Origin of the sequence: Kosakonia sp. H02 (assembly GCA_030704225.1) — a bacterium.
Taxonomy (GTDB): domain Bacteria; phylum Pseudomonadota; class Gammaproteobacteria; order Enterobacterales; family Enterobacteriaceae; genus Kosakonia.
The window spans coordinates 3,202,911-3,223,421 of the sequence record CP131915.1 but is presented as its reverse complement, the minus strand read 5'-3'; the positions used below and the strand labels follow the sequence as shown (position 1 = coordinate 3,223,421).

The 20,511-nt window shown below is 54.7% G+C and carries 21 protein-coding genes; 14 read left to right on the top strand and 7 right to left on the bottom strand.

Annotated elements, in window-relative coordinates:
* The first annotated feature begins 4 nt into the window (after window positions 1-4).
* From bamB to Q5705_15075, 3 genes are all read left to right on the top strand, one after another.
* Complete coding sequence (gene bamB / locus Q5705_15085; GenBank protein WLI75904.1) at window positions 5-1,183, top strand: outer membrane protein assembly factor BamB; 1,179 nt, start codon at window positions 5-7, stop codon at window positions 1,181-1,183.
* 121 nt (window positions 1,184-1,304) lie between these two features.
* A complete protein-coding gene (der, locus tag Q5705_15080) occupies window positions 1,305-2,777 on the top strand; it encodes a ribosome biogenesis GTPase Der (protein WLI75903.1) in 1,473 nt (490 codons plus the stop codon).
* An 81-nt stretch (window positions 2,778-2,858) separates the two neighbouring features.
* Entirely contained in the window at window positions 2,859-3,074 is a 216-nt protein-coding gene (locus Q5705_15075) for a zinc ribbon domain-containing protein (protein WLI75902.1), read from the top strand.
* Here Q5705_15075 and Q5705_15070 read toward each other — a convergent pair.
* The 3 genes from Q5705_15070 to xseA form a co-directional block, all read right to left on the bottom strand.
* The gene (locus tag Q5705_15070) at window positions 3,071-3,412 is read right to left on the bottom strand and encodes a hypothetical protein (GenBank protein WLI79039.1); all 342 of its coding nucleotides are present in this window, start codon (window positions 3,410-3,412) and stop codon (window positions 3,071-3,073) included. The two genes, Q5705_15075 and Q5705_15070, sit on opposite strands and share 4 nt — an antisense overlap.
* The gene (locus Q5705_15065) at window positions 3,412-4,437 is read right to left on the bottom strand and encodes a M4 family metallopeptidase (GenBank protein ID WLI75901.1); all 1,026 of its coding nucleotides are present in this window, start codon (window positions 4,435-4,437) and stop codon (window positions 3,412-3,414) included. The genes Q5705_15070 and Q5705_15065 overlap by 1 nt, the downstream gene beginning before the upstream one ends.
* A gap of 71 nt (window positions 4,438-4,508) precedes the next feature.
* Window positions 4,509-5,882 (bottom strand): exodeoxyribonuclease VII large subunit, encoded by a 1,374-nt coding sequence (xseA, locus tag Q5705_15060; GenBank protein ID WLI75900.1) that lies wholly within the window; start codon window positions 5,880-5,882, stop codon window positions 4,509-4,511.
* A 158-nt stretch (window positions 5,883-6,040) separates the two neighbouring features.
* Here xseA and guaB point away from each other — a divergent pair, with 158 nt between their 5' ends.
* Complete coding sequence (gene guaB / locus Q5705_15055; protein WLI75899.1) at window positions 6,041-7,507, top strand: IMP dehydrogenase; 1,467 nt, start codon at window positions 6,041-6,043, stop codon at window positions 7,505-7,507.
* Window positions 7,508-7,577: 70 nt separating this feature from the next.
* Window positions 7,578-9,155, top strand: a complete 1,578-nt coding sequence (gene guaA, locus Q5705_15050) for a glutamine-hydrolyzing GMP synthase (protein WLI75898.1) — start codon at window positions 7,578-7,580, stop codon at window positions 9,153-9,155.
* 79 nt (window positions 9,156-9,234) lie between these two features.
* Here guaA and Q5705_15045 read toward each other — a convergent pair whose 3' ends face one another.
* The gene (locus Q5705_15045; GenBank protein ID WLI75897.1) at window positions 9,235-9,582 is read right to left on the bottom strand and encodes an NAD(P)-binding domain-containing protein; all 348 of its coding nucleotides are present in this window, start codon (window positions 9,580-9,582) and stop codon (window positions 9,235-9,237) included.
* A gap of 104 nt (window positions 9,583-9,686) precedes the next feature.
* Between Q5705_15045 and Q5705_15040 the strand changes: the two genes are divergently transcribed.
* The 3 genes from Q5705_15040 to Q5705_15030 all read left to right on the top strand — a co-directional run bounded on the left by Q5705_15040 (window position 9,687) and on the right by Q5705_15030 (window position 14,572).
* Window positions 9,687-10,301: a TetR/AcrR family transcriptional regulator gene (locus Q5705_15040; GenBank protein WLI75896.1), complete on the top strand. Its 615-nt coding sequence runs from the start codon at window positions 9,687-9,689 to the stop codon at window positions 10,299-10,301.
* 75 nt (window positions 10,302-10,376) lie between these two features.
* A complete protein-coding gene (locus tag Q5705_15035) occupies window positions 10,377-11,486 on the top strand; it encodes an efflux RND transporter periplasmic adaptor subunit (protein WLI75895.1) in 1,110 nt (369 codons plus the stop codon).
* Window positions 11,483-14,572 (top strand): efflux RND transporter permease subunit, encoded by a 3,090-nt coding sequence (locus Q5705_15030; GenBank protein WLI75894.1) that lies wholly within the window; start codon window positions 11,483-11,485, stop codon window positions 14,570-14,572. The genes Q5705_15035 and Q5705_15030 overlap by 4 nt, the downstream gene beginning before the upstream one ends.
* An 80-nt stretch (window positions 14,573-14,652) precedes the next feature.
* On the opposite strand, the gene Q5705_15025 is transcribed toward Q5705_15030, so the two are convergent.
* Window positions 14,653-15,603: a helix-turn-helix domain-containing GNAT family N-acetyltransferase gene (locus Q5705_15025; protein ID WLI75893.1), complete on the bottom strand. Its 951-nt coding sequence runs from the start codon at window positions 15,601-15,603 to the stop codon at window positions 14,653-14,655.
* Between the two features lie 138 nt (window positions 15,604-15,741).
* On the opposite strand from Q5705_15025, the gene Q5705_15020 reads away from it, so the two are divergent.
* The 3 genes from Q5705_15020 (at window position 15,742) to Q5705_15010 (ending at window position 17,134) form a co-directional block, all read left to right on the top strand.
* Window positions 15,742-16,281 carry a DUF2058 domain-containing protein gene (locus Q5705_15020; GenBank protein ID WLI75892.1) on the top strand — a complete coding sequence of 180 codons (540 nt, stop codon included), beginning with the start codon at window positions 15,742-15,744 and terminating at the stop codon, window positions 16,279-16,281.
* A gap of 85 nt (window positions 16,282-16,366) precedes the next feature.
* Window positions 16,367-16,849 carry a cold shock domain-containing protein gene (locus Q5705_15015; protein ID WLI75891.1) on the top strand — a complete coding sequence of 161 codons (483 nt, stop codon included), beginning with the start codon at window positions 16,367-16,369 and terminating at the stop codon, window positions 16,847-16,849.
* 39 nt (window positions 16,850-16,888) lie between these two features.
* Window positions 16,889-17,134, top strand: a complete 246-nt coding sequence (locus Q5705_15010) for a YmjA family protein (protein WLI75890.1) — start codon at window positions 16,889-16,891, stop codon at window positions 17,132-17,134.
* A 106-nt stretch (window positions 17,135-17,240) separates the two neighbouring features.
* Here the strand turns inward: Q5705_15010 and Q5705_15005 are convergent, their stop codons facing one another.
* Together Q5705_15005 and Q5705_15000 are read right to left on the bottom strand one after the other, a co-directional pair.
* Window positions 17,241-17,966, bottom strand: a complete 726-nt coding sequence (locus Q5705_15005; GenBank protein WLI75889.1) for an SDR family oxidoreductase — start codon at window positions 17,964-17,966, stop codon at window positions 17,241-17,243.
* 78 nt (window positions 17,967-18,044) lie between these two features.
* Window positions 18,045-18,815, bottom strand: coding sequence for an enoyl-CoA hydratase/isomerase family protein (locus Q5705_15000; protein WLI75888.1), 771 nt, complete (start codon window positions 18,813-18,815; stop codon window positions 18,045-18,047).
* 161 nt (window positions 18,816-18,976) lie between these two features.
* Here Q5705_15000 and Q5705_14995 point away from each other — a divergent pair, with 161 nt between their 5' ends.
* The 3 genes from Q5705_14995 (at window position 18,977) to Q5705_14985 (ending at window position 20,508) form a co-directional block, all read left to right on the top strand.
* Window positions 18,977-19,855 carry a LysR substrate-binding domain-containing protein gene (locus Q5705_14995; protein ID WLI75887.1) on the top strand — a complete coding sequence of 293 codons (879 nt, stop codon included), beginning with the start codon at window positions 18,977-18,979 and terminating at the stop codon, window positions 19,853-19,855.
* Between the two features lie 86 nt (window positions 19,856-19,941).
* Window positions 19,942-20,202, top strand: coding sequence for a type II toxin-antitoxin system Phd/YefM family antitoxin (locus Q5705_14990; GenBank protein ID WLI75886.1), 261 nt, complete (start codon window positions 19,942-19,944; stop codon window positions 20,200-20,202).
* The gene (locus Q5705_14985; protein ID WLI75885.1) at window positions 20,203-20,508 is read left to right on the top strand and encodes a type II toxin-antitoxin system RelE/ParE family toxin; all 306 of its coding nucleotides are present in this window, start codon (window positions 20,203-20,205) and stop codon (window positions 20,506-20,508) included.
* Window positions 20,509-20,511: the final 3 nt, after the last annotated feature.

Sequence of the window (20,511 nt, the reverse complement as noted above, 5' to 3'; positions counted from 1 at the left end):
CCCGATGCAATTGCGTAAATTACTCCTGCCAGGGCTGCTTTCTGTGACGTTATTGAGCGGCTGTTCCCTCTTCAATAGCGAAGAAGACGTTGTCAAAATGTCTCCGCTGCCGACGGTGGAAAACCAGTTCACGCCGACAACGTCGTGGAGCACCTCCGTGGGTAACGGTATTGGCGACTTCTACTCTAATCTTCATCCGGCCTTTGCCGATGGCGTAGTTTATGCTGCGGATCGTCATGGCGCGGTGAAAGCGGTCAGCATCGACGATGGCCGTGAAATCTGGTCGGTCAATCTGGCGGAGAAAGACGGTTGGTTCTCTTCCCGCGCGGCACAGCTTTCCGGCGGCGTTACCGTTTCCGGCGGTCATGTCTACATCGGTAGCGAAAAAGCGCAGGTTTATGCCCTGAACACCAGTGATGGAACGCAGGCGTGGCAGACGAAAGTTGCCGGTGAAGCGCTCTCTCGTCCGGTCGTGAGCGATGGCCTGGTGCTGATCCATACCAGCAACGGCCAGTTGCAGGCGCTGAATGAAACCGACGGTGCAGTGAAATGGACCGTCAACCTGGATATGCCTTCGCTCTCTCTGCGCGGCGAATCCGCCCCGACCACCGCCTTTGGCGCGGCCATTGTCGGCGGTGATAACGGTCGCGTCAGCGCGGTGTTGTTGCAGCAGGGTCAGTTGATCTGGCAGCAGCGTATCTCCCAGGCGAACGGTCCGACCGAAATTGACCGTCTGAGCGACGTAGATACCACACCGGTTGTGGCAAATAACGTGGTGTATGCGCTGGCTTATAACGGTAATATGACGGCGCTTGATCTGCGCAGCGGCCAGATCATGTGGAAACGCGAGCTGGGTTCAGTGAGCGATTTTGTAGTCGACGGTAACCGTATCTATATCATCGATCAGAACGATCGCGTGCTGGCACTCTCCAATGACGGCGGTGTGACGCTGTGGACGCAAAGCGATCTGCTGCATCGTAACCTGACCGCTCCGGCGCTCTATAATGGTTACATTGTGACAGGCGATAGCGAAGGCTATGTACACTGGATTAATGTCGAAGACGGGCGCTTTGTGGCGCAGCAGAAAGTCGACAGCTCTGGCTTCCTGACGGAGCCGGTGGTTGCCAACGGCAAACTGCTTATCCAGGCGAAAGACGGCACGCTGTACGCTCTCTCGCGCTAAGCGCGCGGAGGTTGTCGTTTCTGAAAGACGGCTCCTGTTGCAGGGGCCGTTTTCCTGTTTTTAAAACGCTGCGTAAATCGCGACGTTTTGCTAATGAATTATCTGTAATGAGGCTTTAAAAATGGTACCTGTGGTCGCGCTTGTCGGTCGCCCTAACGTTGGGAAATCCACGCTTTTTAACCGCTTAACACGCACCCGGGATGCGCTGGTCGCGGATTTTCCGGGTCTGACTCGTGACCGTAAGTACGGTCGTGCTGAAGTAGAAGGCCGCGAATTTATCTGTATCGATACCGGCGGTATTGATGGCACTGAAGACGGCGTGGAAACGCGCATGGCGGAACAGTCGCTGCTGGCGATTGAAGAAGCCGATGTGGTGCTGTTTATGGTCGATGCCCGCGCAGGCCTGATGCCGGCGGATATCGCCATCGCCAAACATCTGCGTTCCCGTGAAAAACCAACCTTCCTCGTAGCAAACAAAACTGACGGGCTGGATGAGGATCAGGCGGTGTCTGATTTCTACTCCCTCGGCCTGGGCGAGATTCATGCTATCGCCGCGTCTCACGGTCGCGGTGTCACCAGCCTGCTGGAACATGTGCTGATGCCGTGGATGGATGAGCTGAACCCGCCGGAAGAGGTGGATGAAGAAGCGGAATACTGGGCGCAATTCGAAGCGAAAGAAAACGGCGAAGAAGAGCCGGAAGACGATTTCAACCCGCAGGATCTGCCGATCAAACTGGCAATTGTCGGGCGTCCGAACGTGGGTAAGTCGACACTCACTAACCGCATTCTCGGCGAAGACCGCGTGGTGGTGTACGACATGCCGGGCACCACGCGCGACAGCATCTACATTCCGATGCAGCGCGATGAACGTGAGTATGTACTTATTGACACCGCAGGCGTGCGTAAGCGCGGCAAAATCACCGACGTGGTGGAGAAGTTCTCCGTTATCAAGACATTGCAGGCTATTGAAGACGCCAACGTGGTCATGCTGGTCATCGATGCCCGCGAAGGGATTTCCGATCAGGATCTCTCCCTGCTCGGCTTTATCCTCAACAGCGGCCGTTCGCTGGTGATTGTGGTTAACAAGTGGGACGGCCTGAGCCAGGAAGTGAAAGAGCAGGTCAAAGAGACGCTCGACTACCGCCTGGGCTTTATCGACTTTGCCCGCGTGCACTTTATCTCTGCGCTGCACGGTAGCGGCGTTGGCAACTTGTTTGAATCCATACGCGAAGCTTACGATAGCTCGACTCGCCGCGTGAGCACTGCGCTCCTGACCCGCATTATGAATATGGCGGCAGAAGATCATCAGCCACCGCTGGTGCGGGGTCGTCGCGTGAAGCTGAAATATGCCCACGCCGGGGGTTATAACCCGCCGATTGTGGTGATCCACGGCAACCAGGTGAAAGACCTGCCGGATTCTTATAAACGCTATCTGATGAACTACTTCCGTAAATCGCTGGATGTTATGGGTACGCCAATCCGTATCCAGTTCAAAGAAGGGGAAAACCCGTTTGCTGACAAACGTAATACCCTGACGCCGAACCAGTTACGTAAGCGTAAGCGTCTGATCAAGCACATCAAGAAAAGTAAGTAACCGTTCACTTAACCCGCCGCTGGCGGGTTTTTTGCGGTCAGAGGCGTATGATTACCCCAGCGAATAAATAAGGAGTGCGTTATGGATCTTAAATGCCCGACATGTCACAACCCGCTGGAACTGGTGGGCACACATGCTCACTGCTACGGCTGCGATAAAGATATTGAAGTGCAGGCGTTCTGCCCGGAGTGCCATCAGCCTCTGGAGGTATTAAAAGCCTGTGGCGCGGTGGACTACTTCTGCCAGCACGGTCACGGGCTGATTTCGAAAAAGCGCGTCGAGTTTACGCCGCGTTAAGGCTTGCAGATACAGCCTTCACCTTCGCGCCACAGTTCAACAAACGACGGTGGCGCTTTGCTTTCCGGGATCAGCAACAGCATGTCGCTCTGCTGCGTAGTCCAGGTTATCTGCACGCGATAAAAGCGCTGATCGCCGCGTCCCGGCGAATCCGGCTTACCAGGCGGCTGCCCGAGCGGCAGCGCCTGATGCAGGATTTCGATAAGGCGCTGGCGCTGTTCCGGGCTGAGGCGAGCAATCACAATACGCCGTGTGCCCGCAAGTTTCGGCATAAACGCCACGCCGCCTTCACGGGCCAGTTCGACCACCGCATCGTCGGTCAATTCGGGTTCGTTCATCATAATACTCCGACATCTTTCCACGCCTGTTCGATAGCCGCCGCCACTTCGTTACCGGAGCGTTTCTTGCCGTGCTTAATGGTCAGCTTCGCAAACGCAGCGAAATCGGCGTTTTGCGCCAGCGACTTATCACACACGGTATCGTACCAGGCATAACCGGCTTTCTCCCATGCATGGCCGCCAATCGCGGTTGCTGCCAGATAAAAGGCGCGGTTGGGAATACCGGAATTAAGGTGTACACCGCCGTTATCTTCACGGGTTTTTATAAAGTCATCCATATGCGCGGGCTGCGGATCTTTGCCGAGCAGCGGGTCATCGTAGGCGGTGCCGGGTTCCGACATGGAGCGCAAGCCTTTGCCGTTGATCTCGTTTGTCAGCAATCCTTCTCCGATGATCCAGTCCGCCTGATCTGCGGTCTGCTGTTTGTGGTACTGCTTCACCAGCGAACCGAACACATCCGATAGCGACTCATTCAGTGCGCCGGATTGCTCAAAGTAGATCAGCGCGGCTTCGGATTCTGTAACGCCGTGGCTCAGTTCATGCGCCACCACATCAATGGCGATTGTAAAGCGATTAAAAATTTCGCCGTCGCCATCGCCAAACACCATCTGCTGACCATTCCAGAAGGCGTTCTGATATTCCTGGCCGTAATGGACCGTGCCGCTCAGCACCAGTCCCTGGTTATCCAGCGAGTTACGTTTCCACTCCTTCCAGAAAAAATCGTGCGTGACGCCGAGATATTCATAGGCTTCATCAACGGCGATATCGCCATTCGACGGCTGGCCTTCATAACGCACCTGTTTGCCGGGCAGGCTCTCTTTATGCTGCGCATCGTAAATATCGCGCACCAGTTCGCCAGGCGTGGTCGCCAGTGGCGCACTCGGTTTGCCGTGGCTGTGCGCCATCAGCGTTTGCACATGGGTTAAGGTTTGCTGCGCGCAGCGCTTCTGGACTTCGGAGCCCTGGTCAATAATGCGGCGAAGAATGTACGGAGGAATAACGCAATGGGGGTGGCGTGCGGTCATGTTGATCTCCTTGATAAATCAAAAAGGAACAACAAAAAGTATAGGTCTGTTAAGAATAGTGATCGTACAAATTACGGGGTTTTGCGTTTGCGCGGCTTTTTCGCCGGGATAATGCCGCTGACTTCGCTCTCCACCCAGCCATCGTTCAGCCTGGTGGTGAGTTTATCGCCTGCTTTGACTTGTTTCGTCTGTTTCAGCACTTTGCCATCCGTTGCGGTGGTCACGCTATAACCGCGCGCCAGCGTCGCCAGCGGACTGACGGCTTCCAGGTGGGTTAATGCGGTGCCAAAACGCTCGCGCGTGCTGCTCAGACGATCGCGGATGGTCTGGCTCAGGCGATATTCAAGCTGCTGTACCCGCGTTTGCGCCCGGTGAATGCGCGGCTGCGGGTTTTGCTGATTCAGGCGTTGCATAATGCGCTGCTGGCGTACAGACGTGCGCTTTAATTGGTTATCCAGCGCGTTATGCATCCGCTGTTGTAGCCTGTCGAGCACCGTTTGCTGGCGCGCCAGGCGAAGCTGAGGGTGCTGTTGTTGCAGGCGATGGTTAAGCTGCGCAAAGCGGCGGTTGCCGCCTGCCAGGTAATAATCCATCGCCATTTCCAGGCGTTGCTGCATTGCCTGCACCTGGCGCAGCAGTTCAAGCTGGTTGCGGCTGACAATCTCCGCCGCAGCGGACGGCGTCGGCGCACGCAGGTCGGCAACAAAATCGGCAATCGTCACGTCTGTTTCATGGCCGACGGCGCTCACCACCGGAATTCGACTTGCGAAAATGGCGCGCGCGACGCGCTCGTCGTTAAAGCTCCACAAATCTTCCAGCGAGCCACCGCCGCGCCCGACAATTAACACGTCGCACTCCTGGCGGCTGTTGGCAAGGGCAATTGCGCGGACAATTTGTGCGGGCGCATCGTCACCCTGTACCGCCGTGGGATAAATCACCACCGGTAAAGAGGGATCGCGGCGTTTCAGAACGTGGAGAATATCGTGCAGCGCAGCACCGGTTTTTGACGTTATGACCCCCACGCGGTGCGCAGGCGAGGGCAGGGGCTGCTTGAATTGCTGATCGAACAGCCCTTCGGCGGCGAGTTTGCTTTTGAGCTGCTCGTACTTCTGTTGCAGCAGGCCTTCGCCCGCTGGCTGCATGCTTTCGACAATAATCTGGTATTCGCCGCGCGGCTCGTACATCGTGATATTGGCGCGAACCAGCACTTGCTGACCGTGCTGCGGGCGAAAAGTGACGCGGCGGTTGCTGTTGCGAAACATCGCGCAGCGCACCTGGGCGGTGTCATCTTTTAAGGTGAAGTACCAGTGGCCGGATGCAGGCTGGGTAAAATTGGAGATTTCGCCGCTGATCCAGACTTGCCCCATTTCGCGTTCCAGCAGTAAACGCACCGTCTGATTGAGGCGGCTGACCGTAAAAATGGAAGGGGTTTGCAACGAAGACATGTGAGCCAGATCAAATTCTAAATCAGCAAGTTATTCAGTCGATAGTAACTGGATGACGGGGGATGGCAAGTATTTTTCTAAAAAAGTGTGGATGCAATCGGTTACGCTCTGTATAATGCCACGGCAATATTTAACCACCCAGGTCAGAGATATTGCCCATGCTACGTATCGCTAAAGAAGCCCTGACGTTTGACGACGTCCTCCTCGTTCCCGCCCATTCTACCGTTCTGCCGAATACTGCCGATTTGAGCACTCAGCTCACCAAAACCATTCGCCTGAACATTCCTATGCTCTCTGCGGCGATGGATACCGTGACGGAAGCGCGCCTGGCGATTGCTCTGGCACAAGAAGGCGGCATTGGCTTTATTCACAAAAACATGTCGATTGAGCGCCAGGCAGAAGAAGTTCGCCGCGTGAAGAAACATGAATCTGGCGTGGTGAAAGACCCACAAACCGTTTTGCCGACCACCACCCTGCGCGAAGTGAAAGAGCTGACCGAGCGTAACGGCTTTGCCGGTTACCCGGTTGTTAACACTGATAACGAACTGGTCGGTATCATCACCGGTCGTGACGTGCGCTTCGTGACGGATTTGAACCAGCCGGTCAGCGTTTATATGACGCCGAAAGAGCGTCTGGTGACAGTGCGTGAAGGTGAATCCCGCGAAGTCGTTTTCGCAAAAATGCACGAAAAACGCGTCGAAAAAGCGCTGGTAGTTGATGACAGCTTCCACCTGCTCGGCATGATCACCGTAAAAGATTTCCAGAAAGCAGAACGTAAACCGAACGCCTGTAAAGATGAGCAGGGTCGCCTGCGCGTTGGCGCGGCAGTCGGTGCGGGCGCGGGCAACGAAGAGCGTGTTGATGCGCTGGTTGCCGCAGGCGTTGACGTGCTGCTGATTGACTCCTCCCATGGCCACTCCGAAGGCGTGTTGCAGCGTATTCGCGAAACGCGTGCCAAATACCCGGATCTGCAAATCATCGGCGGCAACGTTGCGACTGGCGCAGGTGCTCGCGCACTGGCAGAAGCAGGCGTCAGCGCGGTGAAAGTCGGTATCGGCCCTGGCTCCATCTGTACCACCCGTATCGTGACCGGTGTTGGCGTTCCGCAGATCACCGCGGTCTCTGACGCCGTTGAAGCGCTGGAAGGGCTGGATATTCCGGTTATCGCTGATGGCGGTATCCGTTTCTCCGGTGATATCGCCAAAGCCATCGCTGCTGGCGCAAGCGCGGTGATGGTTGGCTCTATGCTGGCAGGCACCGAAGAATCCCCGGGTGAAATCGAACTTTTCCAGGGCCGTTCTTACAAATCGTATCGCGGCATGGGCTCGCTGGGTGCGATGTCCAAAGGCTCTTCTGACCGCTACTTCCAGACCGATAACGCTGCCGACAAACTGGTGCCGGAAGGTATCGAAGGCCGCGTGGCGTATAAAGGCCGTCTGAAAGAGATTATTCACCAGCAGATGGGCGGCCTGCGTTCCTGTATGGGTCTGACCGGCTGTGGTACTATCGACGCCCTGCGCACCAAAGCGGAATTTGTGCGCATCAGCGGTGCGGGTATCCAGGAAAGTCACGTTCACGACGTGACCATCACCAAGGAATCCCCGAACTACCGCATGGGTTCTTAATGATTTTCGCGCCCGGTCTTTACCGGGCGCTGACTTTTACATCTCGCTACTTGCCTCGGAACTAACGTCAATGACGGACAACATTCATAAACATCGTATTCTTATCCTCGACTTTGGCTCGCAATACACACAGCTGGTAGCGCGTCGCGTGCGTGAACTGGGCGTCTACTGTGAACTGTGGGCGTGGGATGTCACCGAAGCGCAGATCCGCGGCTTCAATCCAAGCGGCATTATTCTTTCCGGCGGCCCGGAAAGCACTACAGAAGATAACAGCCCGCGCGCGCCGCAATACGTTTTCGACGCCGGTGTTCCGGTTCTCGGCGTCTGCTACGGCATGCAGACCATGGCGATGCAACTGGGCGGCCATGTTGAAGGCTCTAACGAGCGTGAATTTGGCTATGCGCAGGTTGAAGTACAGACCGACAGCGCGCTGGTCCGCGGTATTGAAGATTCCCTGACCGCCGATGGCAAAGCATTGCTGGACGTGTGGATGAGCCACGGCGATAAAGTGACGGCGATCCCGTCTGACTTTGTGACCGTCGCCAGCACCGAAACCTGCCCGTTCGCGATTATGGCGAATGAAGAAAAACGCTTCTACGGCGTGCAGTTCCACCCGGAAGTGACCCATACCCGCCAGGGTCTGCGTCTGCTGGAGCGTTTTGTGCGTGATATCTGCCAGTGCGAAGCGCTGTGGACGCCAGCAAAAATCATTGATGACGCCGTTGAGCGCATCCGCCAGCAGGTGGGCGATGACAAAGTGATCCTCGGTCTTTCCGGCGGCGTGGATTCCTCCGTGACCGCGATGCTGTTGCACCGCGCTATCGGCAAGAACCTGACCTGTGTCTTCGTCGATAATGGCCTGCTGCGTCTGAACGAAGCCGGGCAGGTAATGGACATGTTTGGCGATCATTTCGGTCTGAACATTGTTCACGTTCCGGCAGAAGAGCGCTTCCTGAGCGCGCTGGCGGGCGAGAACGATCCTGAGGCGAAACGTAAAATCATCGGCCGCGTGTTCGTGGAAGTGTTCGATGAAGAAGCGCTGAAACTGGAAGACGTGAAGTGGCTGGCGCAGGGCACCATCTACCCGGACGTTATCGAATCCGCCGCGTCAGCGACCGGCAAAGCGCACGTTATCAAATCTCACCATAACGTGGGCGGCCTGCCGAAAGAGATGAAGATGGGTCTGGTTGAACCGCTGAAAGAGCTGTTCAAAGATGAAGTGCGCAAAATTGGTCTGGAACTCGGCCTGCCGTACGATATGCTTTACCGCCATCCGTTCCCGGGGCCGGGCTTAGGTGTTCGCGTGCTGGGCGAAGTGAAGAAAGAGTACTGCGACCTGCTGCGCCGCGCCGACGCTATCTTTATTGAAGAGCTGCATAAAGCAGACCTCTACAACAAAGTGAGCCAGGCTTTCACCGTATTCCTGCCAGTGCGTTCTGTCGGCGTGATGGGCGATGGCCGTAAATACGACTGGGTTGTCTCCCTGCGTGCTGTGGAAACCATCGACTTTATGACCGCACACTGGGCGCACCTGCCGTACGATTTCCTCGGCCGTGTATCTAACAAAATAATCAATGAAGTCAATGGGATATCGCGTGTAGTCTATGACATCAGCGGGAAGCCACCAGCGACGATCGAATGGGAATAATTTCCCGATCGGTTGAATAAAACGAAGCCGACGACATGGCGTGACCCCGTGAAGACAAACGTTGTTTATCGGAGCGGGGTCACGTGCCACATAAGCTGACGCATTGCGAGTGTTTGAACTTCTCGCGTAATGTCTGAATTTGAATGCCGGGTATCAGAGAAATCAGCGTCTGTGAACTGCGCAGTTGTACACTCTCTGCGAGATTATCCAGGGTATCGGCGGCGACACTGATGATAATGATGTCGGCTTCATCAACCACTTCCTGATTTGTATCCATGGTCCAGCAGGGGAATTCCCGGGCCAGCGTTTGTGCGCGTTCGCAATGTCCCGGCGAAATAAATACCTCTAGATCAGGAATGGCGTGGAGCAGACCCCGGAGCAGCGTTTCGGTTAACGCGTCCACATCAAGAATACCTATTTTTGCCATAAATCCTCCGCCTGGCGGAATTCCTTGAGGCGAATCACAGTTGTGACTACATTACCAAATGGTCACTCGTTGTCAATCAGGGCGCAGTGAGTTAAGCTGGGAAAATGACTAAAAACATAAATGAAAACCCGTTAAGGGGACCCTCGGATCACAGCGTCCGCGATCAGATTGTTGAGGCAGCAACAGAGCATTTCGGCCACTATGGTTACGAAAAAACCACGGTCTCCGATCTCGCCAAAGCGATTGGTTTTTCAAAGGCTTATATCTATAAATTTTTTGATTCCAAACAGGCGATTGGCGCGGTGATTTGCGCTAATCGCCTGGCGATGATCATGGAGATTGTCGATTCGGCGATTGCGGATGCCTCCACTGCTTCCGGAAAAATAAGGTTATTATTCAAAGCGCTAGTTGAATCTGGCAGCGATCTTTTTTTCCACGATCGCAAGCTTTACGACATTGCTGCGGTCGCTGCACGAGACAAATGGCCTTCAACAGAAGCGTATGAGCAACGTCTGCGACAGCTCATTGAGCAGATCATTGTTGAAGGGCGCCAGGCGGGAGAATTCGAAAGAAAAACCCCGCTGGACGAGGCTGCGTATGCGGTTTTTCTTATAATGCGACCTTATATCAGCCCTGTTCAACTGCAAGACAATCTGGATACTGCCCCGCAAGCTGCTGTGTTGCTGTCATCTCTGATCCTGAGAAGTTTGTCGCCCTGAGTTTGTGACTATTGACAAAATTGGTCACTAGCTAGAGTATGTGGTTCCTCTCCTGTTTATTGAATAAGGGAACCCATGATCGGGCTAAAACCTGTCACCTTTGCTGTTTGCCTGTTGCCGTTTGCACTTGTGGCCTGCGGTGAGGCTTCCGATAGCGACGATCCACGTAGCCAGCCCCCGCTGGTCAGGTCTGCAACGGTGGTTAGCGCGACCGATTTCTCCCGTGCCTTTACCGGGGTTGTTGTGGCACGAATTCAGAGCGATCTGGGTTTCAGGGTGCAAGGCAAAATCCTTGAGCGTCTCGTTGATACCGGTCAGACCGTGAAACGGGGTCAGCCGTTGATGCGTCTGGATCCTGTTGATCTGAGCTTGCAGGCTCAGGCTCAGCAGCAGGCGGTCGCCGCCGCAAAAGCACGCGCCCGACAGACAGCGGATGATGAAGCGCGCTATCGCGGTCTGGTCAAGACAGGTGCGGTATCGGCATCCGCTTACGATCAGATAAAAGCTGCTGCGGATACCGCCAGGGCTGAACTCAGTGCCGCCCTGGCGCAGGCGAATGTGGCGCAAAACGCCATGAGCTACGCGGTGCTGGCAGCCGATGCCGACGGGGTGGTGATGGATACGCTGGCGGAGCCCGGTCAGGTTGTCAGTGCCGGGCAGCCTGTTATCCGGCTCGCCAGAGCGGGGCAGCGCGAAGCTGTCGTTCAGTTGCCAGAAACGCTGCGGCCAACTGTGGGGAGCGAGGCGCAGGCCGCGCTGTACGGCAGCGATAAACAGCCCGTTCCGGCGAAACTGCGGTTGCTCTCTAATGCAGCCGACCCGTTGACGCGCACTTTCGAGGCGCGGTACGTACTCGAAGGTCAACTATCAGGCGCACCGCTGGGATCCACTGTCACCATCCATATTGCGGAAAATAAGTTATCTCAAACGATGTTGCAGGTGCCTTTGGCGGCCGTGTATGACGCGGGTAAAGGGCCAGGGGTGTGGGGCATTTCAGGCAAACCCGCCAAAGTGACATGGCGGCCCATTCAGGTGGTTGGCCTGGGGGACGATGCGGCAAGCGTAACCGGTAGCCTTAAACCCGGCGAACAGGTGGTGGCGCTGGGCGCGCATCTGCTGCATGACGGTGAAGTTATCCGGCTGGCTAAACAGCGCAATGCTGGTGTCGCCGGGAGCCGCCCATGAGTCGCGGGCGTTTTAATCTCTCGGCTCTCGCCGTACGCGAGCGTTCAATCACCCTGTTTCTTATTATCCTTATCACCGTCGCCGGTATTCTCTCGTTCTTTGAACTGGGGCGCGCTGAAGACCCGCCCTTTACGGTCAAGCAGATGACGATTATTTCTGCCTGGCCTGGTGCGACCGCTCAGGAGATGCAGGACCAGGTGGCTGAACCGCTGGAAAAACGCCTCCAGGAACTCAAGTGGTACGACCGTACAGAGACCTACACGCGTGCCGGGCTGGCTTTTACCATGCTCTCTTTAATGGACAGTACGCCGCCCTCGCAGGTGCAGGAGGAGTTTTATCAGGCGCGCAAAAAGCTTAATGACGAGGCCAACAACCTGCCGGCAGGCGTTATCGGCCCGATGGTCAACGATGAATACTCCGATGTCACCTTTGCCCTTTTTGCACTGAAAGCAAAAGGAGAGCCGCAACGGTTACTGGTTCGGGATGCCGAGTCGTTACGCCAGCGTCTTCTCCACGTGCCGGGCGTGAAAAAGGTCAACATTATCGGTGAACAGGCTGAGCGGATATTTGTCTCGTTCTCCCACGATCGCCTGGCAACGCTTGGCATCTCTCCGCAGGATATTTTCTCGGCGCTGAACAGCCAGAATGTGCTGACGCCTGCCGGTTCAATCGATACCCGCGGGCCGCAGGTGTTTATCCGTCTGGATGGTGCGTTTGATAAGCTCGAGAAAATTCGTGAAACGCCGGTGGTGGCGCAGGGAAGAACCCTGAAGCTTTCTGATGTGGCGACAGTCGAGCGCGGTTATGAGGATCCGGCTACCTTCCAGGTTCGCAATCAGGGCGAACCTGCGCTCCTGCTGGGTATCGTGATGCGCGATGGCTGGAATGGTCTGGAGCTGGGTAAAGCCCTGGATAAGGAAGCCGCCAAAATCAACGCGGACATGCCGCTCGGCATGACATTTACCAAAGTCACCGATCAGTCAGTTAACATCAGTTCCGCCGTAGACGAATTCATGATCAAGTTTTTTGTGGCACTGCTTGTGGTGATGGTGGTCTGCTTTCTCAGTATGGGCTGGCGTGTTGGGGTGGTGGTGGCTGCTGCTGTACCACTGACGCTGGCGGTTGTCTTTGTGGTGATGGAAGCTTCCGGCAAAAACTTCGACCGCATTACCCTGGGCTCGCTTATCCTGGCGCTCGGTTTGCTGGTGGATGACGCCATCATTGCCATTGAAATGATGGTGGTGAAAATGGAGGAGGGCTACGACCGAATTAAAGCCTCAGCCTATGCCTGGAGCCACACCGCCGCGCCTATGCTGGCCGGTACGCTGGTGACGGCCGTCGGCTTCATGCCCAACGGTTTTGCGCAGTCCACGGCAGGTGAGTACACCAGCAATATGTTCTGGATTGTGGGGATCGCCTTGATTGCTTCCTGGGTGGTGGCGGTGGTGTTTACGCCTTACCTTGGCGTGAAAATGCTGCCCGCGATCAAAACGGTTGCAGGGGGGCACGATGCTATCTACAACACCCGACGCTACAACCGTTTTCGTCAGTTGTTGACGCAGGTTATCGCGCGCAAATGGCTGGTCGCCGCTTCTGTCATCGCGTTATTCACCGTCGCCATTCTCGGCATGTCTGTAGTGAAAAAACAGTTTTTCCCGACGTCTGACCGCCCGGAAGTCCTTGTGGAAGTCCAGATGCCGTATGGCACCTCCATTGAACAAACCCGCGCCGCCGTGACGAAGCTCGAAGCGTGGTTGAAGGACCAGAAAGAAGCCACCATCGTGACCTCTTATATCGGCCAGGGGGCACCACGTTTTTACCTGGCGATGGCGCCCGAGTTGCCCGATCCCTCTTTTGCGAAAATTGTTATCCTGACGGACAACCCGCAAGCGCGTGAGGCGCTCAAGTTTCGCTTTCGCCAGGCGGTGGCCGACGGCCTGGCGCCCGAGGCGCGTGTTCGCGTGACACAACTGGTGTTTGGCCCGTTTTCGCCTTATCCGGTTGCGTTCCGTGTGACGGGGCCGGATCCGACCGTATTGCGTGACATTGCGGAGAAAGTGAAAACGCTGATGCAGGCCAGCCCGCTGATGCGAACGGTCAATACTGACTGGGGATCGCGGGTGCCGACACTGCATTTCACCCTCAATCAGGATCGCTTGCAGGCGGTAGGGCTGACATCAAACGCCGTTGCACAGCAGCTTCAGTTCCTGCTCTCGGGCATCCCGATCACCGCTGTGCGAGAAGATATTCGTTCGGTACAGGTTATGGGGCGTGCTGCCGGGAAAATCAGGCTCGATCCGGCAAAAATAGCGGGCTTTTCGCTGGTCGGTTCCACGGGGCAGCGCATTCCCCTTTCGCAGGTGGGTGAGGTTGAAGTTCGCATGGAGGATCCTGTTCTGCGTCGTCGTGACCGTACGCCAACCATTACCGTGCGGGGCGATATCGCTGAATCTCTCCAGCCGCCGGATGTGTCCACTGCGATTATGCAGCAACTTCAGTCCATCATTACGACGTTACCGGAGGGATACCGTATTGAGCAGGCGGGTTCGATTGAGGAGTCAGGGAAAGCCACCAAAGCAATGGTGCCGTTATTCCCGATAATGATTGCCGTGACGCTACTGATCATTATCCTTCAGGTGCGTTCCATGTCGGCGATGGTGATGGTGTTTATGACGGCGCCGTTGGGGCTGGTCGGGGTGGTGCCAACGTTGCTGCTCTTCAATCAACCGTTTGGTATCAATGCGCTGGTGGGTTTGATTGCCTTGTCAGGGATCCTGATGCGTAACACGCTGATCCTTATCGGGCAGATTCACCATAATGAGCAGCAAGGGCTTGAGCCATTTCATGCGGTAATTGAGGCCACGGTTCAGCGATCCAGGCCGGTGCTGCTCACCGCGATGGCGGCTATTCTGGCCTTTATCCCGCTCACACATTCGGTGTTCTGGGGGACGCTGGCTTATACCCTGATTGGTGGGACATTTGGTGGGACGATTATTACGCTGGTGTTCCTGCCTGCCATGTATGCCATCTGGTTCCGAATCCGTCCCGATGGGCATCACGCGGCAAAAACCCAGCCTGGTCTTTGAACAAAAAGGCTGACATGAAAGGGTGCAAATTTTTATGTCAGCCGTAACACGACAATGTGGCTCCAGGCGATCGGGGGCGATTACCTGAGCGTGCGGGTAAACTGCTGCTCGGTAATGCTAATCCCCCACTGATCGCCTTGCCACTCTTTAGCCAGTTCAAAACCGAAGGATTCGTACAACCGCCTTGCTGCCACCAGTTTATTGAACGTCCATAGCTGAACGGCTGAAAACTGCCTGTCAGCGCAAAATTGCATCGCTTCGGCCATCAGCTTTCTACCCGCTCCGCTGCCACGACAACCGTCATCGAGGATAAACCAGCGTAAATGCGCCTCATTGTTTCCGAGGTCTTCACCGTCAATGGCGACAGAGCCGACAATGCGCCCGTCAAGCATAGCCAGCCAGATTTGATTACACGCCTTATCCAGACGGCTGGAAAAATCCGCCAGGCCCGAGGCCACTTTCCCTTCAAAAAAGCTGCCGAAATGATGTTCACGGGCGTAATAACTTCCGTGCATTTCAGTGATGCGGCCAATCATTCCCGCGTGATATCCGGTGACGATTTGCAGGTTGCTCTGCCTGCTGAGATCGCTGCCTTTCCGACAAGCGTGCAGGGCATTGGCATAAAAAGTAAGCCCTTGTGAGACGACCTGCTGTTGATAAGGCAGCATTTTTTCAAGCGCAGAGATGACGCGTGCGTTAGCGTAATGATTAATTCGTGCCACTGTGTCTCTGCCCTGAGCAGTCAGGCTGAGCGGCTTGATCCGCGCATCTTCACCCGATGGCGTTTCTTCCAGCTCACCGGCGCTGACGAGTTTGGCTAACATACGGCTGACGCTGGATTTCTCAAGCCCTAAGACCTGCACTAACTGCGCCGCTGTCATGGAACCCCGATGCTCAATTTCCAGTAACGTGTGTACACCGGAAGGGGAAAAGTCGGTAGCTGCCAGCGTGTTGTTCATAAAACCGAGTTCGCGCACCATCAGCCGTGAAGCAACGCGGATATCTTCAATACGTTGTGATTCGGTGTTCATTGACTTTTACCTTCGAATAAAGTTGTACAGTACAACCATATTTTAAGGCAAATTCTGATCTGTTGCGCGTCGTTCAGACACCCTGCGGTGAATTAACGCTATAATCCCGGAAATTTCCCAAAGGGTTCAGAAACGACGATGACAAAACTCACTTTACAAGAGCAGATGCTACAAGCCGGGTTAGTGACCAGCAAAAAAATGGCTAAGGTCCAGCGAACGGCTAAAAAATCACGCGTTCAGGCGCGTGAGGCAAGAGAAGCGGTGGAAGAGAATAAAAAAGCGCAGCTTGAGCGCGATAAGCAGCTCAGCGAGCAGCAAAAACAGGCTGCGTTGTCTAAGGAATATAAAGCGCAGGTGAAGCAACTTATTGAAATGAACAGAATTGTTATTGCAAGAGGCGATATCAGTTTCAACTTCACAGACAATAACCTCATCAAAAAAATCTCCGTCGATAAGCTGACTCAGGCGCAGCTCATTAACGGGCGTCTCGCCATTGCGCGTCTGGATATTAATAACCGTGGCGAGAGTGAATACGCCATTATTCCGGCGAGCGTGGCCGATAAAATCGCGCAGCGCGATGCGAACAGTATTGTGCTAAACAGTGCGCTTAGTCAGGAAGCGCAGGATGAAGACGATCCGTATGCCGATTTCAAAGTGCCTGATGATTTGATGTGGTAACACCCAAAGGCATGGTCTGCACGGGTATTGTGCTTTACACTGCGCGCTGCAAAAACTGAGTAGATAAACGATTAAACAGGCGGTAATGGCGATGAACGGAACGATCACAACCTGGTTTCAAGATAAAGGCTTTGGATTTATCAAAGATGAAAATGGCGAAAACCGCTATTTTCACGTGATTAAGGTCGCCAACCCGGAACTGATTAAAAAAGACGCGGCGGTGACCTTCGAACCCACCACGAATAACAAAGGCTTGTCCGCGTACGCTGTAAAAGTTGTACCGGAAAGCAAATACATCTATATCGCAGGCGAGCGCCTGAAGCTCACGTCGATTAAGTCTTACCTGGTGTATAGCGAAGAAGTGCCTGCCGAAACGCGCATTGATAAAGAAAATGCGGTGCTGTCGGTGGGAGTACTGATGAGCAGTATCCGGCCGAAATCCGCCGCTAAGCCTGGTGAAATGCGCTCGCTGAAAAAGCTGGCGATCACCACCTTTCAGGGAACGACGTTAATCTTCTCGGAAGATGAGATAGACATTGATGCGACGGTGAAACTGCTCAAGGTCTAAAATTATTCGAACCGACCAGCGCCTTTTTGAGGACAACGTATGAGCAAAGACGTACCGCTTAAATTTTATGACATCGTCGATGAGTACTCGACGGAAACAGCAACGCCGGTGAGCGAACCGGAACGTGACGCTCTGGCGCACTACTTTCAACTGCTGATCACCCGCTTAATGAATAACGAAGAAATCAGTGAGGATGCGCAGAAAGAGATGGCTACTGAAGCGGGCATCGATGCGCGTCGTATTGACGAGATTGCGACCTTTCTGAATGAATGGGGCAATGAATAGCGCCTGTTCTGGCTATTTCGAAAATCGATGATGTGCCCTTTTTTAATACGCCATACGACCAAGGGATATTTGCTGAGGCCAACTTTCGCGGGCCTCAGCAGAAGTTTTAAATCTGTGAGACCCCGACTGACGCTCCGCCATCAACGTAAAGTGTCTGACCGGTAATAAATCCCGCGTCCTCACTGAGCAAGAACTGAATGGCGGCGGCAATTTCTTGCGGTTTTCCGAAGCGTTTCATCGGCACGCTGGCAAGGTAGCGCTGCTCGCTTTCGCTGCCGGGGGCATTGCTGGCCCGAAACAGTTCGGTTTCTGTTGGCCCCGGCGCCACCGCATTCACCGTGATCCCCTGCGTAGCCAGCTCCAGTGCCCAACTGCGGGTAAAGCTCACTAAAGCCGCTTTTGCTGCCGCGTATGAAGTACGCTGAGGCACGCCGAGCACAGTCAGGCTGGCAATGTTGACTATCCGGCCCCATCCACGGGTTTGCATACCCGGTAATGCCGCCTGAGCCGCCAGCAGCGCAGGATGCAGGTTAACACGCATTACCTCGTCAAGCGCGTCTGTCGTGACCTCTGGCAACCACTGCGGGCGTACCAGACCCACATTATTGATCACCCCATCTACGGTGAACTCTGCGTTGATGTCGCGCAGTTTTTGCTGTACCGCCGGGGTATCGGCAAGGTCGAGCGTAACAAAGTGCCCCGGATAACCCTGTTCCGGCGCGTGGCGGGCAATACCGATGACCTGATGCCCGGCGGCGGCCAGACGTTCAGATAAGGCAAATCCAATGCCTTTACTGGCTCCGGTAATAAGAAATGTTCTTTGCTTATTCATCTACTCCTCCAGCATACGCAACGATAAAAACCGGCACCGTTCACCGCGCCGGCCAGGTAGCCATTGTTGAGAGACAGATTAAGCCACAGTGGCCGCCTGCAACGCGACATCCGCAGCACTAATGCCTTCCAGCGCCAGACCGTAACCGGCGCCTTCATCAATAATGCGTCGAAGTTTTTGCGTAAGCGCGATGCGTGTGTAACGGCTCGTCAGCGGTGGCAACGCGGCGAGGGATTCTGCCAGCTCATGGGCGCGCGCCAGTAACGTGTCGCGCGGCAGGATTTCATTCACCACACCCCACTCTTTAGCGGTTGCAGCATCCAGCTCCTGACGCGTCAGCAGAAAATAACGGCCGCGCACGCTGCCGATGACTTCCGGCCACAAGAGATTAACGCCGTCTCCCGGCACGATGCCGAATTCGAAATGAGGCTTGTCCTGAAAGACCGTATCAGGCGTTGCCAGCACGATGTCAGACAATAAAACGTATTCTGAATGCAGACGGACCGGGCCGTTGAGTGCCGATATCACAGGCACTTCAATATCCAGCAGGTTCATCAGCACCTTTTTGCCTTCGCGATAAATTTTGTCGTAGCCGCGCGGCGTGAAGAAATCGAAACCTTCGGGGCTGATGTTCTCCATAAAGGCGTCACCTGCGCCAGTCAGGATAACCACGCGGTTATCCGGGTCGGCACCGATTTGGTGAAACAGGTCGACAAATTCTTCGTGGGTGTGGCCATTAAACAGCAAAGCGCCGCCTTCTGTATGGAGCGTAACTTCAAGCACGCCGCTGGTGGAGCGGGTGAGGCGCGCGTTGTTAAAGCTGTGACGGTAATTTTCGAAACGGGACATTATCATTTTCCTTTTGGGTTATCAGGGTTCGGCTAAGGCATTCGGTTTTGCAACGGGAGGGGCAATGCCTGCCCGCTGTCGTTGAGTTGGAGTATCTGCTAATGTCCGGGGGTAATGGCAGACAGCTAAAAGCCATAATGGCTATTCCCGGGAGGAATAAGATGGACCGCTTTCAGGCGATGCAGATGTTTGTTCAGGTGGTTGATGCAGGCTCGTTTTCCGCAGCGGCGCGTATTCTCAATATCGGTCAGCCAGCCGTGTCAAAGACCATCGCACAACTGGAAAAGCACCTTGATGTGCGGTTGTTACTGCGTACAACGCATGGGCTGACGCCAACGGAAGCGGGTCAGCGTTTCTATGAGCGCGTAAGGATCGCCTTACAGCAGGCGGAAGAGGCGGAAATCGCCGCACGAAACACAGATAAGGGGCTGTCGGGGATCCTGAGAGTCGCAGCGCCACCCACCTTTGCCAGGTTACACGTCATTCCTTATCTGACGCAATTTATGAAGCAGCACCCACAGCTTAAGGTGGATATCAGGCTCGACGATCGTCCAATCGATCTGATTGCCGAAGGTGTGGATATCTGCCTGCGCATGGGAACTCTTCAGGATTCAGGTGCCGTGGCTCGTAAACTGGCAACCTCACGACGTTCTGTGCTGGCAACGGGGGAGTATTTATCCCGTTTCGGTTATCCAGAACACCCCAGCGAGCTTAGCCAGCATGAGGCGCTGGTTTTCAGCCAGGTCAATGATACGTGGCAGTTCAGTCGGGGTGATGAAGTGGAAAATGTCGTGCTCAGAGGCCGGCTTCATTTAAGCGCAGCGGAAGGCGTCCGGGCGGCGGTATTGGCAAATATGGGAATTACCCTTGCTTCAGACTGGATGTTTTTACAAGAGATTGCTGCGGGCACGGTTGAGCGGTTAGTCACGGACTGGACGCTACCCAATATTGATTTGTGGGCCGTTTTTCCCGCCGGGCGCATGGCAACAGCCAAAGCCCGCCAGTTTGCGGCTTTTGTTGAGGTGCTATTAAAGGCTTAGGGACGGAGCTGATTTAATAAATGGCGATTTAACGCGCGATAACTATAATGGACGAATCGAACGATTCATGCGAAAAGGACGACTCTATGTATTCCCTGACAGCCAACGAAGCGAAAACCCAGTTTGGTGACATGCTGCTAAAAGTGCAGCGTGAGCCGGTCCAAATCAGCCGCAATGGTAAACCCGTGGCTGTGGTTGTATCTGCTGAGGACTATCAAGAAATTGAAGCGATGAAACTTCATTTTTTGCAGGCGAAGATTCAGCGTGCCCGTAACGATATGACCATCGGTAACATCGTTGATGGCGATGCATTTTTCTCTCAACTGCTGGATGCGGATAAAGAATAAATGGCGGCATACACACTCACGGAGGAGGCGCAGCGCGACCTGCGAGAGATTCGCAGCTACACGCTAAAAAATTTCGGCGCGCAACAGTCGCGTAATTATTTGGTTCGTTTGCGCCAGACGCTCGAAAAGTTGGCGGAAATGCCTGCTATGGGACAAAAGAGAGAAGCTGAACTGGGCGCGGGCGTTCACAGCTTTCCTTGTGTCAGCCATATGATCTATTACGTTTCTACCTATGAAGGGATTACGGTTATGGCTGTACTGCATCAAAGCCGTATTCCTGCACATCATATGGCTGAAAGGTTATAGAGG

What these genes read in the sequence shown, in the direction of transcription:
- Q5705_14995 (WLI75887.1), top strand. Translation starts at nt 18,977, where the DNA reads ATGGACCGCTTTCAGGCGATGCAGATGTTTGTTCAGGTGGTTGATGCA.
- bamB (WLI75904.1), top strand. Translation starts at nt 5, where the DNA reads ATGCAATTGCGTAAATTACTCCTGCCAGGGCTGCTTTCTGTGACGTTA.
- Q5705_15025 (WLI75893.1), bottom strand. Translation starts at nt 15,603, where the DNA reads ATGAACACCGAATCACAACGTATTGAAGATATCCGCGTTGCTTCACGG.
- guaB (WLI75899.1), top strand. Translation starts at nt 6,041, where the DNA reads ATGCTACGTATCGCTAAAGAAGCCCTGACGTTTGACGACGTCCTCCTC.
- guaA (WLI75898.1), top strand. Translation starts at nt 7,578, where the DNA reads ATGACGGACAACATTCATAAACATCGTATTCTTATCCTCGACTTTGGC.
- Q5705_15065 (WLI75901.1), bottom strand. Translation starts at nt 4,437, where the DNA reads ATGACCGCACGCCACCCCCATTGCGTTATTCCTCCGTACATTCTTCGC.
- Q5705_15010 (WLI75890.1), top strand. Translation starts at nt 16,889, where the DNA reads ATGAGCAAAGACGTACCGCTTAAATTTTATGACATCGTCGATGAGTAC.
- xseA (WLI75900.1), bottom strand. Translation starts at nt 5,882, where the DNA reads ATGTCTTCGTTGCAAACCCCTTCCATTTTTACGGTCAGCCGCCTCAAT.
- der (WLI75903.1), top strand. Translation starts at nt 1,305, where the DNA reads ATGGTACCTGTGGTCGCGCTTGTCGGTCGCCCTAACGTTGGGAAATCC.
- Q5705_15035 (WLI75895.1), top strand. Translation starts at nt 10,377, where the DNA reads ATGATCGGGCTAAAACCTGTCACCTTTGCTGTTTGCCTGTTGCCGTTT.
- Q5705_15015 (WLI75891.1), top strand. Translation starts at nt 16,367, where the DNA reads ATGGCGATGAACGGAACGATCACAACCTGGTTTCAAGATAAAGGCTTT.
- Q5705_14985 (WLI75885.1), top strand. Translation starts at nt 20,203, where the DNA reads ATGGCGGCATACACACTCACGGAGGAGGCGCAGCGCGACCTGCGAGAG.
- Q5705_15075 (WLI75902.1), top strand. Translation starts at nt 2,859, where the DNA reads ATGGATCTTAAATGCCCGACATGTCACAACCCGCTGGAACTGGTGGGC.
- Q5705_15020 (WLI75892.1), top strand. Translation starts at nt 15,742, where the DNA reads ATGACAAAACTCACTTTACAAGAGCAGATGCTACAAGCCGGGTTAGTG.
- Q5705_15005 (WLI75889.1), bottom strand. Translation starts at nt 17,966, where the DNA reads ATGAATAAGCAAAGAACATTTCTTATTACCGGAGCCAGTAAAGGCATT.
- Q5705_14990 (WLI75886.1), top strand. Translation starts at nt 19,942, where the DNA reads ATGTATTCCCTGACAGCCAACGAAGCGAAAACCCAGTTTGGTGACATG.
- Q5705_15040 (WLI75896.1), top strand. Translation starts at nt 9,687, where the DNA reads ATGACTAAAAACATAAATGAAAACCCGTTAAGGGGACCCTCGGATCAC.
- Q5705_15070 (WLI79039.1), bottom strand. Translation starts at nt 3,412, where the DNA reads ATGAACGAACCCGAATTGACCGACGATGCGGTGGTCGAACTGGCCCGT.
- Q5705_15030 (WLI75894.1), top strand. Translation starts at nt 11,483, where the DNA reads ATGAGTCGCGGGCGTTTTAATCTCTCGGCTCTCGCCGTACGCGAGCGT.
- Q5705_15045 (WLI75897.1), bottom strand. Translation starts at nt 9,582, where the DNA reads ATGGCAAAAATAGGTATTCTTGATGTGGACGCGTTAACCGAAACGCTG.
- Q5705_15000 (WLI75888.1), bottom strand. Translation starts at nt 18,815, where the DNA reads ATGTCCCGTTTCGAAAATTACCGTCACAGCTTTAACAACGCGCGCCTC.